Genomic DNA, 14426 nt, shown 5'->3' with positions numbered 1-14426 from the left:
CAGGTAGAATCGTCATGTGCTGCTGGTTGTCACGGCGAGTCACAAGACCGCCTCCTTCGAATTGCTCGAACGCCTGAGCCGCACCCCCGATGACGTCGCCTCCACGGTCGTGGACATGGCGTCCTGCGTGCAGGGTGCGGTCGTTCTTGCTACCTGCAACCGCTTCGAGGCCTACGTCGAGATGGACGAGCCCGTCACGGCAGCGGGTGCGATCGGTGTCGAGGCGGTGCTCGAGGCTGTCGAAGCATCGACCGGCATCCGCGCGTCCGAACTCGACGGCGCCTACGAGGTGCACTCCGGTCGTCGAGTGGCGGAGCACCTCTTCTCCGTCGCATCGGGACTCGAATCCGTCGTCTCCGGCGAAGGCGAGATCGCCGGTCAGGTGCGTCGCGCCCTCAAGTCCGCGCGCAAGGAGGGCACCACCTCGCCCGAGCTCGAGCGGCTTTTCCAGCGCGCGAGCCAGGCGCAGCGCAAGGTCAAGAACGTCACAGCCCTCGGCCGGGCCGGCCGCTCGCTCGTGCGCCTCGCCCTCGAACTCGCTGACAGCCGCATCGCCGACTGGTCGACGGAGCGCGTGCTGCTCGTAGGCACCGGTGCCTACGCAGCCGTCACCCTCGCGACACTGCGCGAACGGGGAGCCGTCAACATCTCGGTGTACTCACCCTCGGGCCGAGCCGAGAAGTTCGCCGCGAAGCACGGCATCCGCCCGGTCGCCGCAGAGGACTACGCGCGCGTCGCCTCGCGCTCGAGCCTGCTGATCACCTGCACGACGGCGACCGCTCCTGTGCTGACACCTGAGCACCTGCAGGCGCCGACCGGCATCGCACCCGAGGGATGCCCCGTCGCGTCGCACAGCCAGATGGTCGTCGACCTGGGCATGCCGCGCAACGTCGACCCCGCCGTCGCAGCGCTCGAAGGCGTCGCGCTGCTCGACCTCGAGACCATCAGCCTGCACGCACCGCTCGAAGAGCTGCAGGCGACGGATGCCGCACGCACCGTGGTGCGCGAAGCAGCTGACACCTTCCACGTCGTCGGCAGCCGACAGAGCGTCACGCCGTCGGTCGTCGCCCTGCGGTCGCATATGTTCGCGCTGCTCGAGGCCGAGATCGGCCGCGCTCGCGCGCGCGGCGATGACGACGGCAGGGTCGAGCAGGCGCTTCGCCACCTGACCGGCGTGCTGCTGCACGTGCCGACCACCCGCGCCCACGAACTGGCCGCCGCCGGCCGCGCGGACGATTTCGCGACTGCGCTCTCGACGCTGTACGGCATCGAGCCGGTCGAGTCCGCGCTGTCATCCGATACCGACGGCGCCGCGACCGCCTGAGCCGCGCTCCTTCTGCACAGGAGCCCTCTGTGGTGGTCTTTCCACAGCACTCGGGAGAAGCACGGCGGTCGCCCTGGCGGCCAACTTCGATGCTTCATATCGTCGAACCCCTGACAGCGTCGATCACGCGGCGCAGACTGGGGGAATGCTCGTGGATCCGAACCTGATCGGCATCATCATCGCCCTCTTCGGCGTCACCGCCACCGTGCTCGGCGGCGTCTCTCGGATGCTTGCAAAGCAGGCCAAAGGGCTCGAAGTACGGTTCGACAGGATCGACAAGCGATTCGACAGGGTCGATGAACGGTTCGCGAGGGTCGAAGGCGACATCGCGGAGCTCCGCACCGAACTCAAGACCGACATCGCCGAACTGCGCACCGAACTCAAGGGCGACATCGCCGAACTCCGCAACGAGCTCAAAGGCGACATCGCCGAACTCCGCACCGAACTCAAGGGCGACATCGCCGAGCTCCGGTCGGAACTCAAGCAGGACATCTACGACGTCAAGACAGAGCTCAAGGCCGACATCGCCGATGTCCGAGTCTCGGTCGCGCGTCTCGAGGGCCCCCTTCCCAAGCTCCAGCGCATCTGACTCCGGCATCGGAGCGCGTCGGTGCCAGACTGGATGCATGGCCCTTCACATCACCGGAGACACCGCCGCAGACGCGCTGCTCACCGACAATCCGCTGGCCCTGCTGGTCGGGATGCTGCTCGATCAGCAGGTTCCGATGGAGACGGCCTTCGCCGGTCCCCTGAAGATCGAGCAGCGCACAGGCGCGTCCGACGCCACCACGATCGCGGCCATGGACCCGGACGAGTTCCTCGAGGCGTTCAAGACGACGCCCGCCGTGCACCGGTTCCCGGGTTCGATGGCGGCACGCGTGCAGACCCTGTGCCAGGAGATCGTCGATCAGTGGGACGGAGACGCCTCGGCGATCTGGACCGACGGTGATCCGTCGGGCGCCGAAGTCCTGAAGCGACTCAAGGCCCTTCCCGGCTTCGGCGAACAGAAGGCGAAGATCTTCCTTGCTCTGCTCGGCAAGCAGTACGGCTTCACCGGCCCGGGATGGCGGGAGGCCGCCGGCGACTACGGCACCGAGGGTTCGTACCGCAGCGTCGCCGACATCGTCTCGCCCGAATCGCTCACCAGAGTACGAGAGCACAAGAAGGCCATGAAAGCTGCGGCGAAGGCGAACGCATGAAGCCCACGGGCGATGACGTCGCAGGTCTCATCGCCCGCTCCACTCCGGCGGTCCGCCGCCGGGATGCCGAGACGCTGACCGCGATCATGCAGGAGATCACGGGCCGCGACCCTCAGACCTGGGGCACGATCATCGGATTCGGAAGTTGCCACTACCGGTACCCGACCGGCGCCGAGGGCGACAGCGGCCTGCTCGGCTTCGCCCCGCGCAAAGCGGCGACCACCATCTATCTGTTCGACGGCGTCGATGCGCACTCGGGCGCGCTCGAGAACCTCGGCCCGCACAGCACCGGCGTCGGATGCCTCTACATCAAGGACCTGGAACAGATCGACCTCGACGTGCTCCGCGGCATCCTCGAGCGCTCGCTCGCCTGGGTAGAGGCGGGCGGCACCGATCAGGTGCAGCTGACCGTCACCGGCTGACGCGAGAGGCCCGCCGTCCTCTCGGACAGCGGGCCTCTCGTTCTGGTGGTCCGCGCGTCAGGCGCCCTTGAGACGCTCGGCCAGGTACTCGTGCAGATCGTCGATCGAGACGCGCTCCTGCGCCATCGTGTCGCGGTCGCGCACGGTGACCGCACGGTCGTCGAGCGAGTCGAAGTCGATCGTGACGCAGAACGGTGTGCCGATCTCGTCCTGACGGCGGTAGCGACGGCCGATCGCGCCCGCGTCGTCGAAGTCGACGGCCCACGAGCTGCGCAGCGTGTCAGCGACCTCGCGCGCCAGCGGCGACAGGCGCTCGTTGCGGCTCAGCGGCAATACGGCGGCTTTGACAGGGGCGAGACGCGGGTCGAGCTTGAGCACGGTGCGCACATCGGTGCCGCCCTTGGCGTTCGGCACCTCTTCTTCGCGATACGCATCCACGAGGAACGCCATCATGGCGCGAGTGAGGCCGAACGAGGGCTCGATCACGTAGGGCGTGTAACGGTCGCCGGTGGCCTGGTCGAAGTAGGTCAGGCTCTGGCCCGAGGCTTCGCTGTGGCTCGACAGGTCGTAGTCGGTGCGGTTCGCGACGCCCATGAGCTCACCCCACTCCTTGCCCGTGAAACCGAAGCGGTACTCGACGTCGATGGTGCCGGCCGAATAGTGCGCGCGGTCATCTTCGGGAACGTCGAACTGGCGCATGTTCTCGGGGTCGATGCCCAGATCGATGAACCAGTTCCAGCACGCCTCGACCCAGTGGTCGAACCACTCCTGAGCCTCTGCGGGCGGCGTGAAGAACTCGATCTCCATCTGCTCGAACTCACGGGTGCGGAAGATGAAGTTTCCGGGCGTGATCTCGTTGCGGAACGCCTTGCCGACCTGGCCGATGCCGAACGGCGGCTTCTTGCGGCTGGCGGTGAGCACGTTCGAGAAGTTCACGAAGATGCCCTGAGCCGTCTCGGGGCGCAGGAAGTGCAGCCCGGACTCGTCGTCGACGACTCCCAGGTAGGTCTTGACGAGACCCGAGAACGACTTGGGCTCGGTGTACTGTCCCTTCGTGCCGCAGTTCGGGCACGGCACATCGGCGAGGCCGTTCTCCGCCTTGCGGCCCTTGCGCGCCTCGAAGTCCTCGATCAGGTTGTCGGCACGGAAGCGCTTGTGGCAGCTGAGGCACTCGACCAGCGGATCGGTGAAGGTCGCGACGTGACCGGACGCCTCCCACACGCGCTTGGGCAGGATGATGCTCGAGTCGAGGCCGACCATATCGCCGCGGCCGCGCACGAAGGTCTGCCACCACTGGCGGCGGATGTTCTCCTTGAGCTCGGTGCCGAGGGGCCCGTAATCCCACGCGGACCGCGAACCGCCGTAGATCTCACCCGCCTGGAAGACGAACCCGCGGTGGCGGGCAAGGGCGATGACCTTGTCTAGACGGGACTGTTCGGCCACGGTGGCTCCAATGGTCGGCGGTGGGAAAGCCCGTGATCACGGGCACCTCAATCTTATCCGCGACCGCTTCGCGTCAGGACCCCGGCGAGGCCAGGTGTGCGGCGCTCAGGCCGTGAAGAGGTAGCCCTTCTCGACATCGAACCCCGAGAGAGCGAGGCCGCTGCCCAGCAGCCCCTCCATCTGCGCGCGCAGCCGCGTACGCCACTCGTGCGCCGCCTCCGGATCCTCGATGCGCATGGTCTCGATGTCCGAGGGGATCTCCAGCGTCTCGATGATCGCGTCGGATGCCGGTGGCTTCGCGATGTCGGCGAGAGCCCACTCGACGTCGAGTCGGTCACTCTCGTCCCCGGCATCCCCGCCGCCGAAGATGCCGTAGCGGTTGACGGAGTATCCGGTGACACGTGCGCCGAGAACGGTGAGGAAGAAGTGCGCGTTGCGGGCGACGAGCGGATCGAACGTCCAGGTGATGCGGCCGACATCGCGCGAGAACGCCCACTGGCGCTGGTGCTCCTTGAGCTCGCGCCCCCACCCGCGTCCGCGGTAGTCGGGCAGCAGTGCCGTGATGTGCGAGTGCATCGCCCGGCGTCCGGGTGCACCGAAGAACGCGATCGACGCGCCCACCATCCGCTCTTCGCCGCTCTCGGCGTCGAAGAGGCCGACGACGTAGTTGCCGGATTGCTGCAGGGCGCGCAGCGTGCCGGCGTCGATCACGCGCTCGGGGCCCCGGATGGAGTCGAGCAGGCCCTGCGCGTCGATGATGAGTTCAACGGTGTCCAGATCACGGATGGTTCGCACGCCCCCAGTCTGCCCCTCCGGTCGCCGTTTTCGGAATCGAGCGACGCGAACGGTCTGGGAACCATGCCGCGAGCGGGCGTACCGTGGAGGGATGTCAACCAGCGATACGACCGCCGAGAAGTCCGACACCAGGTTCTTCGGGCAGCCCTGGGCGCTCGTCCACATCTTCGGAGTCGAGATGTGGGAGCGCTTCAGCTTCTACGGCATGCAGGGAATCCTGCTGATCTACCTGTACTTCTCGGTCACCGAGGGTGGCCTCGGACTCTCGCAGGCCGTCGCGGGCGGCATCGTCGGCGCCTATGGAGGGTCGGTCTACCTCTCGACCATCCTCGGCGCGTGGATCGCCGACCGGATGCTGGGGTCGGAGCGAGTGCTGTTCATCAGTGCGATCGTGATCGTCGGCGGGCACGTCGCCCTGGCACTGCTTCCCGGGTTCATCGGAGTCGGCGTCGGGCTCGTGCTCGTCGCCCTCGGATCCGGTGGCCTCAAGGCGAACGCCACGTCGGTCGTCGGAACCCTCTACAGCGCCGACGACACCCGCCGGGATGCCGGATTCTCGCTGTTCTACCTCGGCATCAACCTCGGGGCCTTCCTGGGCCCGATCCTCACCGGCATCCTGCAGTCGTCGCTCGGATTCCACTATGGCTTCGGCCTCGCCGCGATCGGGATGACGCTGGGGTTGGTGCAGTACTCCTTCGGCCGCAAGGCGCTGCCGGACGAGGCGCGCCGCGTGCCGAACCCGCTCCCCCGGTCGCGCTATCCGCTGGTCGCGATCGTCGCGGTCGCAGCCGTCGCGCTCATCGCGGTGCTGGTGCTCATCGGCGTGATCCAGGCCGACAACCTGGCGGACATCGTCATCATCGGAACCATCATCGCGACGGTCGCGTACTTCGCCGTCATCCTCAGCAGTCGGCGGATCGACGGCACCGAGCGCTCCCGCGTGTGGGGATTCCTGCCGCTCTTCATCACGAGCGTCGCGTTCTGGTCGCTGTACCAGCAGCAGTTCACCGTGCTCACGGTCTATTCCGACGAGCGCCTCGACCGCAACATCTTCGGATTCGAGATGCCCGTCTCGTGGGTCCAGTCGATCAACCCCGTGTTCATCATCATCCTGTCCGGCGTCTTCGCGGCGATCTGGACGCGCCTCGGCCCGCGCCAGCCCTCCACCCCGGTGAAGTTCGCACTGGGAGCGATCATCATGGGTGCGGCGTTCCTGCTGTTCCTGCCGTTCGCAGGCGGCGGTGCCAACTCCACGCCCCTGCTCGCGATCGTCGGCATCCTCTTCGTGTTCACCGTGGCCGAGCTGCTCATCTCTCCCGTGGGGCTGTCGGTCACGACGAAGCTCGCGCCGAAGGTGTTCCACACCCAGATGGTGGCGCTGTTCTTCCTGTCGATCGCACTCGGCACCGCGATCTCGGGCTGGCTCGTGCAGTTCTACGACCCGAAGAACGAGGTGCCGTACTTCTCGATCCTCGGCGCGATAGCGATCGTGGTCGGCCTCGGTCTGCTGTTCGCCGTCAAGCCGGTGTTGCGACTGATGAAGGGCGTGAGCTGACGATCGCATCGTCCTCGCGCCTCCGGTGTCGCAGACGCCGATAGCCTGAAGCGATGGGAGAGAACGAAGATCGCGCGCGCAGAAGACTCTCCCGAACACCACCCAAGTGGGCCATCGTCGCTGTCCTGGCCTTCGCGGGCCTCTGCTCGTCGTTCATGTTCACGCTCGTCGTGCCCCTGCAGGCCGAGCTGCCGCGCCTGCTGAACGCGTCTCGCGAGGACACCACCTGGGTCGTCACGATCACGCTGCTCATCGCCGCCGTCGCCACTCCGATCTCGGGCCGGCTCGGCGACATGTACGGCAAGCGCCGAGTGGTGATCGTGCTGCTCGGGCTGCTCATTCTCGGCTCCCTGATCGCCGCGCTGTCGGGCTCGATCATCGGAGTCATCATCGGTCGAGCGCTCCAAGGCGCGGTGACGGGTGTGGTGCCGCTCGGCATCGCGATCATGCGCGACGTGCTGCCTCCCGAACGCCTGGGCACGGCCGTCGCCCTGATGAGCGCGACCATGGGCGTCGGAGGCGCGATCGGGATGCCGGTCGCCGCGCTGCTGGCCGTGAACGCGGACTGGCACTGGCTGTTCTGGCTCGCCGCGGCTCTCGGCGTCGTGGGTCTCGCGCTGGTACTGCTCGTGATCCCCGAGGATGTGCTGCGGTTCCCCGGACGCCTCGATGTGCTCGGCGCCATCGGACTCGCGATCGGACTCACCGGCATCCTGCTGTTCGTGTCTCGCGGTGCCGAGTGGGGCTGGACGGCACCGCTGACCCTCACCTGCATCATCGGCGGCGTGGGCGTACTGCTCGTCTGGGGCTGGTACCAGCTGCGGACGAACGATCCGCTCCTCGATCTGCGGGTCGCCGCGCGCCCCGCCGTGCTCTTCACCAACATCGCCGCGATCGGGATGGGCTTCGCACTGTTCGCGTCGAACGTGACGTTCCCGCAGCTGCTCGAGGGCCCCGCGGCCTCGGGTGCGGGCTTCGGGCTCGACATGGTCTCGGCGTCGCTGATCATCATGCCCGCCGGCCTCGTGATGATGGTGATCTCACCCCTGTCGGGATGGCTCGAGCGCACCGTCGGACCTCGTCCGCTGTTCACCGTGGGCGCGGGAGCCATCGTCCTCGCGTACGTGTTCGTGCTCCTGTGGTCGAGCGAGGTGTGGCACATCCTGGTGGGCAACCTGCTGATCGGCGTCGGCATCGGCTTCACATTCGCCGCCATGCCGATGATCATCATGCGGTCGGTGCCCGCGAACGAGACCGGCGCCTCGAACGGACTCAACGCCCTCTTCCGCTCGGTCGGCACGTCGAGCGCCTCTGCCGTGATGGGCGGCGTGCTCGCCGCGATGAGCATCGACGTCGGCGGGGTATCCGTGCCGACGAGGGCGGCGTTCGACGTGTGCTTCTGGCTCGCGATCGCCGCCGGAATCGTCGCTCTCGTCCTGTCGCTGTTCATCCCCCGCCAGCGCTCGTCCGAGCAGCACCCCTCGCTGCCGGGCTGACCGCGCACGCACACCGCGCACGCCGGCGCCCGCAGTCCACGAACGGTCGGGTCAGAACGCCCGCGGATCGGGATCCGTCGGCGATGACGTCCGCAGCCGATCAGGGGCGGGCCAGGAGAGCACGTACTGCTGCGTGGCGGGACGAGTGATGTCGCCGAAGTCGTCGACCTTCACCACGATGCGCCCCGATCTCCCCTTGCCATCGGGCGTGACCTCGACGATGCGCACGCGCAGGGGGCGCTCGGCCTCGCCCTCGAGCATCCACGGGTCGGCGAGCCACGCGATCCCGTGGTCCTCCAGGGCCGCCTCGGCGTCGAGCCACTCCGTCGGCCCGGACACCGCGCGCCCGAGCACATCGATCGCGACCCAGGCCTCGCCTTCCGGATGGATCCAACCGAGCAGTTCTCCGTCATCACGACGATGCGGGGTCCAGTCTGTACGGGGCATTGCTCGATGCTAACCGCGGCCGACGTCGCGTCGGGCGTGGAATGCGATCAGTGGGTGTACTCCATGAGCTCGACCCCGAGGACGCGGAAGGCGTCGTGCGCGCGGAGTCGGTGCGTGATCGACAGATCGTCGAAGCAGACGATCAGGGAGTAGGCCACACCCGCGCGCGGCCCGGCGAGCACTCCCGCTTCGGCACGCACGCCGCGGTCGCGGCCGGTCTTGTTGATGAACAGCAGGCCGTGCGCGTCGTGGTCGTGTGCGAACGGGTCGAGGCCGGTGGCGGATGCCACCAGGCTCAGATCCTGATTGAGGCTCAGCCACTCGGACACCTGAGCGCTCACCGACGCCCCCACCACCTGGGAATTCACGAGTGCCGAGAAGAGACCCGCGAACTCGCGTGCAGAGCCCACGGCGACGTGCGGAGCATCATCGGGGCCGCGCTCGTCACGGAATCGGTCGAGAACCGCGGTGCGGCGCAGTCCGAGAGTCTCGATGCGCTCGCGCACCCGGTCGTGACCGACCCGCTGCAGCAGAGCGTTGACCGCGATGGGGTCGCCGGCCGTGGCCGCGAGCACGGCGAGGTCTTCGAGCGGCAGGGCGGGCGCGTGCAGGTGGCGCCAGAGCCCCGACGTCGACACCGGATCGACGGCGGTGCGCTCGACGATCTCGAGCGGATCGAGCGTGCCCGCCTCGAACGCGGCCGCCACCTCGATCAGCAGGGGCACGACACCGAGTCCGGCGACCGGCATGGTCACATGGTCGTCGCCCGCGAGGACGTGCGTGTGGTTGTCGAGATCGACGACATGCACCGATACCTGGGCCCCGGCATCCGCCAGCTGTTCGAGCGCCCGCAAGGTCGAGGTGAACGACCTGCGCCCTGCGGCAGCACGGCGCGGCAAGCGTCGGCTGGTCCGCTGAGAGCGGCGCAGCGAGGCCAGTGGCGGGCCGTCGGCAGGCTCGGAAGCACCCACGCGTGATCCTTAACAGGGGGTTGGATTGGCGGGATGCTGCGGTGTCCATCCGCCGCAGCACGGATATCGTAACCCCGCCAGGTGAGGATGCCCTACATACTCCGGTATACGGTCATCAGAACGTCATCCGGCAGACAGCAGGGCACCCCGACCCGGCGCGATCGCCGAGGCCGGAGCGCTCACCAGATGGTCACGCGCGAGTCCTGCGGCAGCCACAGCGCGTCGGTCTCGGTCACGTCGAACGCCTCGTAGAACGCATCGATGTTGCGGACGATCTGGTTGCACCGGAACTCGTTCGGAGAGTGCGGATCGATCGTGAGCAGGCGCAGCGTCTCGGCGTCGCGGCTCTTCTGCTGCCAGACCTGCGCCCACGACAGCAGGAGGCGCTGCACGCCGGTGTAGCCGTCGATGACCGGCGCCTCGGCGCCGTCGAGTGCGATCTCATACGCCTTGAGCGCGATGCCGAGACCGCCCAGGTCGCCGATGTTCTCACCGATCGTCAGCGCGCCGTTGACGTGGTGCTCGGCGGCGAGTCCCTCAGGCACGAGTTCGTCGTACTGCGCGATGAGGGCCTTGGTGCGCTGCTCGAACGCGGAGCGATCGGCATCCGTCCACCAGTCCTCGAGCTTGCCGTCACCGTCGTAACGGCTGCCCTGGTCGTCGAATCCGTGACCGATCTCGTGACCGATGACCGCGCCGATGCCGCCGTAGTTGGCGGCCGCGTCGCGCGACGCGTCGAAGAACGGGTACTGCAGGATCGCCGCCGGGAACACGATCTCGTTCATCGAGGGGTTGTAGTAGGCGTTGACCATCTGCGGCGGCATGTGCCATTCGTCACGGTCGATCGGCTTGCCGACCTTCGCGACGTTGCGGTCGTGCTCGAAGATCGCCGCACGGCGCACGTTGCCGAACAGGTCGGCGCGGTCGATCTCGAGGCTCGAGTAGTCGCGCCACACGGCAGGGTGCCCGATCTTCGGCGTGAAGGAGTCGAGCTTGGCGAGTGCGCGTTCGCGGGTCTCGGCCGTCATCCATTCGAGGTCGGTGATGCTCTGCCGGTAGGCCTCGATGAGGTTGCCGACGAGCTCATCCATCGCGGCCTTCGCCGTCGGCGGGTAGTGCCGCTCGACGTAGACCTTGCCGATCGCCTCGCTCAGTGCGCTCTCGGTCACCGAGACACCGCGCTTCCAGCGCTCGCGGATCGAGGGGACGCCGGTGAGCTCGGTGCCGTAGAACGAGAAGTTCTCCTGCACGAAGTCGTCGGTCAGATACGGAGCCGCGGCATGCACGACCTGGGCGCGCAGCCAGGCCTTCCACTCGTCGAGACGCTCGGCGGTCAGCAGCGACCCGAGGCCTTCGAGGAAGCTCGGCTGCGAGACCACGACCTCGGCGAACGCCTCGGGGTGGCCGGGAGCGACGGCATCGCGCCACGGCTCGAGGTCGACACCGGCGAGCTCCTGGATCTCGGCCCAGGTCTTCAGGTTGTACGTGGCGACGGCATCGCGGCTGCGCACGTTGTCCCAGTGGTGCCCGGCGAGCTCGGTCTCGAGGGCGATCGAGCGGTCGGCGGTGCCCGCGGAATCCGCGACTCCGGCGAGCGCGAGCAGTCGCTCGAGGTGCGCGCGGTACGCCGCCCGGGTCTCGGCGAAGGTGTCGAGCCGGAAGTAGCTCTCGTCCGGCAGCGACAGGCCCGACTGCACGACCACCGGGAGGTAGCGCTCCGGGTTGCCCGGGTCGCCGTCGACGTAGAACCCGATCAGGTGCGCCCGGCCGTCGCGATCGTAGGCACCGACCGTGCGCAGGAACGCGGGGATGCCGTCGATCGCGTCGATCTCGGCGAGCGTCTCGGCGAGGGGCGTCACCCCGGCGGCGGCGATGCGCTCGGTGTCCATGAAGCTGGCGAACAGGTCGCCGATCTTGCGGGCGAGAGTGCCGGGCTCGGCATCCTGCGACTCCTCGATGATCGCCCTGACGTCCTTCTCCGCCTGCTCGGCCAGCAGATGGAAGGACCCCCACCGCGCCTTGTCGCCGGGGATCTCGGTGCGGGAGAGCCAGGCGCCGTTGACATGGCGGTAGAGGTCGTCCTGCGGGCGGATGTCGGAGCTGAACTCGGAGGTCTCAAGGCCAGAGGGGAGCACGTCGGTCATGCCGACCAGCCTATGCGTCGCTCCGACATTCGGGGGACGGGTCACGCCCTGCGCCGGAGGCCGAACCGTCGTCGCCGGGGCTGCTCCGGCGTCTCCGCAGCACGCGCCGCGAAGCGCGCCGCGCGTCGCGCGGCCCACGCCGCCACCTCGGCGTCGATGTCGCGTGGACTCGTCACGACAGGCGGACCGCCCTGCAGCTGGCGTCGGGCCTCGAGCACCCGACCGTTGAAGTCCTCGAGCACCGACCGCACGTCGGCCTCGCGACCGAGCAGGTCGAGCTGGTCGTCGAGCTCGCGATCCTCGGTGCGCAACAGGATCGCCGGCGGACCGAGACCCGTCAGGTTCTCCTGCTCGATCTTGCGGCGGATCCACCAGTCGGGGTCGTGGTGCGTTCCGAGTCCCTCGAGGGGCTTGCCCGCACCGGGGAGATCGTCGAAATCGCCCCGGCGGATCGCGACCTGGATCGCCGTCTCGATGAAGGCGGCTCGATCCGTGGCTGCGGCGATGCCCGGTTCTGCACCGGAGACGGTGTCGTCCTCGTCGTCCCCCCGGCTTCGCTGCCGCGCACGGTACCGCGCCGCGGCCTCCCGTGGATCCGTCATGATGCACCTCCGTCGCATCCTGGTCCTTCCAGGGTACGACCGCACCGGATCCGGAGGGCGGAGCGGGCGTGCTGCACCGCCTGCTGTCCGCGCCAGCCCATAGGCTCGGAGGATGACCGAGCGCACTCTCAACCGCGAGATCCTGCGCCTCGCCGTCCCCGCGCTCGGCGCCCTGATCGCAGAACCGGCGTTCCTCATCGTCGACGCGGCGCTGGTCGGACATCTCGGCACGACGCCGCTCGCGGGCCTGGGCATCGCGGGTGCGGTGCTGCAGACGATCGTCGGACTCATGGTCTTCCTCGCCTACTCGACGACCCCGGCGGTGGCCCGACTGTTCGGCGCCGGCAGACCGGGCGAGGCCGTCTCGGTCGGCATCAACGGCATGTGGCTCGCCCTCGCGATCGGGGCCGTGCTCGCCGCCGCAGGCGCGGCATCCTCCCCTGGCTGGTCTCGCTGTTCGGCGCGAGCGACGCCGTGGCCGCCGATGCCAACGCCTATCTCGTCGTCTCGATGTGGGGGCTCCCGGCGATGCTCATCGTGTTCGCCGCGACCGGGCTGCTGCGCGGGATGCAGGACACCATGACTCCCCTGTGGATCGCCGGCCTCGGGTTCGGTGCCAACGCGCTGCTCAACGTGGTGTTCATCTACGGGCTGGGCTGGGGCATCGCCGGCTCGGCGGCCGGCACGGTCGTCGCCCAGTGGGGCATGGTCGGCGCATACGTCCTCGTGATCCGGCGGCTCGCGGCGAGGCACGACGCATCGTTGAAAGCCCGACGGGACGGCATGGGCAGCACAGCGCGCTCGGGCGGCTGGCTGTTCCTGCGCACCGTGAGCCTGCGCGTCGCTCTGCTCGCGACGGTCGCCGTCGCCACCGGCATCGGCACCGAGGAGCTCGCCGGATGGCAGATCGTCTTCACGATCTTCTCGGCGGCGGCATTCGCGCTCGACGCGCTGGCGATCGCCGCACAGGCGCTGATCGGCAAAGAGCTCGGTGCCGGCGACGAGCGACAGGTGCATCGGGTGCTGAAACGCACCGTGGCCTGGGGCGCGTGGTTCGGCGTCGTGGTCGGGGCTGTCATCGCTGCACTCTCCGGAGTCCTCGGGATCGTGTTCACCGGCGACGCCGAGATCGCGGCGCTCGTGCAGCCGGCGCTGCTGATCCTCGCGCTCGCGCAGCCGATCGCCGGGGTGGTGTTCGTGCTCGACGGAGTGCTGATGGGGGCGAACGACGCGCGCTACCTCGCGATCGCCGGCGGGATCAATCTCGTGCCGTTCCTGCCGGCACTCTGGATCATCGCCGCGAGCGGAGTCGATGCGTCAGCGGGCCTCATCTGGCTCGCCATCGCCTTCTTCGGCATCTACCTGCTCGCTCGGCTGGGCACTCTCGGCTGGCGCGTGCGCTCGGGTCGCTGGGTCACCGCCGGCGTCTAGCACTGAACGATCGCTGCGACTCCGGACTTCTGCACGTATCCGGGAATCTCGGGAACTGAGGATGCCGCGAGGGATCAGGCGTTCTCGAGCTCGGCGATCACGATCTTCTTCATGTGCATGAGCGCCTGAATCTGCTCTGGCCTCTGCTGGAGCAGATCCAGACCGGCCGGCACGACCTGCCAGCTCACTCCGAACCTGTCCTTGCACCAGCCGCAGGCCTCCGAGTCCGGCACGGCCGAGAGGGCTTGCCAGTAGTGGTCGATCTCGGCCTGATCCTCGCACCCGATCACGAAGGAGATCGACTCGTTGAACGCGAACTCGGGGCCTCCGTCGAGGCAGCCGAACGGCGAGCCGTTCAGGGTGAAGTCGCCGTTGAGGACCTTGCCGCTCATGCCCTCGAAATGTCGATCGAGCGATTCGTCGGGGTACAGGACCACCTGGTCGATCGACGAGTTCGGGAACACCGAGACGTAGTACTCCATCGCCTCCTGCGCCCGCCCGTCGAACCAGAGAAACGGGCGGATGGAACTGATCGCTGCCATGTCGACCTCCTCAGATCGGCACTCACGCTACGCCCGAGCAGGCATCGTGTCGAGA

At 68.2% G+C, this 14426-nt stretch carries 13 protein-coding genes and 1 pseudogene; 7 read left to right on the top strand and 7 right to left on the bottom strand.

Features of this window, described 5'->3' with window-relative positions; genetic code table 11:
* The first annotated feature begins 16 nt into the window (after positions 1-16).
* The 4 genes from ACZZ93_RS12785 (at position 17) to ACZZ93_RS12770 (ending at position 2945) form a co-directional block, all read left to right on the top strand.
* Positions 17-1324 (top strand): glutamyl-tRNA reductase, encoded by a 1308-nt coding sequence (locus ACZZ93_RS12785; RefSeq protein WP_230101054.1) that lies wholly within the window; start codon positions 17-19, stop codon positions 1322-1324.
* Positions 1325-1469: 145 nt separating this feature from the next.
* Positions 1470-1913 (top strand): hypothetical protein, encoded by a 444-nt coding sequence (locus tag ACZZ93_RS12780; protein WP_463511238.1) that lies wholly within the window; start codon positions 1470-1472, stop codon positions 1911-1913.
* A gap of 37 nt (positions 1914-1950) precedes the next feature.
* Positions 1951-2523: an HhH-GPD-type base excision DNA repair protein gene (locus tag ACZZ93_RS12775; RefSeq protein ID WP_431738342.1), complete on the top strand. Its 573-nt coding sequence runs from the start codon at positions 1951-1953 to the stop codon at positions 2521-2523.
* Positions 2520-2945, top strand: coding sequence for a DUF1801 domain-containing protein (locus ACZZ93_RS12770; protein WP_463511237.1), 426 nt, complete (start codon positions 2520-2522; stop codon positions 2943-2945). Before ACZZ93_RS12775 ends, ACZZ93_RS12770 begins: the two co-directional genes overlap by 4 nt.
* A 57-nt stretch (positions 2946-3002) precedes the next feature.
* Here ACZZ93_RS12770 and ACZZ93_RS12765 read toward each other — a convergent pair whose 3' ends face one another.
* On the bottom strand, positions 3003-4388 hold the full coding sequence (locus ACZZ93_RS12765) for a glycine--tRNA ligase (RefSeq protein WP_053098005.1): 1386 nt from the start codon (positions 4386-4388) through the stop codon (positions 3003-3005).
* Positions 4389-4493: 105 nt separating this feature from the next.
* The gene (locus ACZZ93_RS12760) at positions 4494-5183 is read right to left on the bottom strand and encodes a GNAT family N-acetyltransferase (protein ID WP_463511236.1); all 690 of its coding nucleotides are present in this window, start codon (positions 5181-5183) and stop codon (positions 4494-4496) included.
* A 91-nt stretch (positions 5184-5274) separates the two neighbouring features.
* Here ACZZ93_RS12760 and ACZZ93_RS12755 point away from each other — a divergent pair, with 91 nt between their 5' ends.
* Both ACZZ93_RS12755 and ACZZ93_RS12750 read left to right on the top strand, forming a co-directional pair.
* Positions 5275-6738 (top strand): peptide MFS transporter, encoded by a 1464-nt coding sequence (locus tag ACZZ93_RS12755; protein ID WP_187250630.1) that lies wholly within the window; start codon positions 5275-5277, stop codon positions 6736-6738.
* 53 nt (positions 6739-6791) lie between these two features.
* Positions 6792-8234 (top strand): MFS transporter, encoded by a 1443-nt coding sequence (locus ACZZ93_RS12750; RefSeq protein ID WP_463511235.1) that lies wholly within the window; start codon positions 6792-6794, stop codon positions 8232-8234.
* Positions 8235-8285: 51 nt separating this feature from the next.
* Here the strand turns inward: ACZZ93_RS12750 and ACZZ93_RS12745 are convergent, their stop codons facing one another.
* The 4 genes from ACZZ93_RS12745 to ACZZ93_RS12730 all read right to left on the bottom strand — a co-directional run bounded on the left by ACZZ93_RS12745 (position 8286) and on the right by ACZZ93_RS12730 (position 12398).
* The gene (locus ACZZ93_RS12745; RefSeq protein ID WP_463511234.1) at positions 8286-8681 is read right to left on the bottom strand and encodes a hypothetical protein; all 396 of its coding nucleotides are present in this window, start codon (positions 8679-8681) and stop codon (positions 8286-8288) included.
* Between the two features lie 47 nt (positions 8682-8728).
* A complete protein-coding gene (locus tag ACZZ93_RS12740; protein ID WP_394195444.1) occupies positions 8729-9652 on the bottom strand; it encodes a serine hydrolase in 924 nt (307 codons plus the stop codon).
* A 179-nt stretch (positions 9653-9831) separates the two neighbouring features.
* The gene (locus ACZZ93_RS12735; RefSeq protein ID WP_463511233.1) at positions 9832-11796 is read right to left on the bottom strand and encodes a M13 family metallopeptidase; all 1965 of its coding nucleotides are present in this window, start codon (positions 11794-11796) and stop codon (positions 9832-9834) included.
* A gap of 41 nt (positions 11797-11837) precedes the next feature.
* Positions 11838-12398: a DnaJ family domain-containing protein gene (locus ACZZ93_RS12730; protein WP_463511232.1), complete on the bottom strand. Its 561-nt coding sequence runs from the start codon at positions 12396-12398 to the stop codon at positions 11838-11840.
* Positions 12399-12510: 112 nt separating this feature from the next.
* Between ACZZ93_RS12730 and ACZZ93_RS12725 the strand changes: the two are divergent.
* Positions 12511-13829 (top strand): annotated as a pseudogene (locus tag ACZZ93_RS12725) (MATE family efflux transporter).
* Positions 13830-13903: 74 nt separating this feature from the next.
* On the opposite strand, the gene ACZZ93_RS12720 reads toward ACZZ93_RS12725, so the two are convergent.
* A complete protein-coding gene (locus ACZZ93_RS12720; protein WP_053098014.1) occupies positions 13904-14371 on the bottom strand; it encodes a VOC family protein in 468 nt (155 codons plus the stop codon).
* Between the last annotated feature and the right edge of the window lie 55 nt (positions 14372-14426).

Source organism: Microbacterium sp. AC026 (genome assembly GCF_979258475.1).
This window is presented reverse-complemented; position numbering and strand designations above follow the sequence as displayed.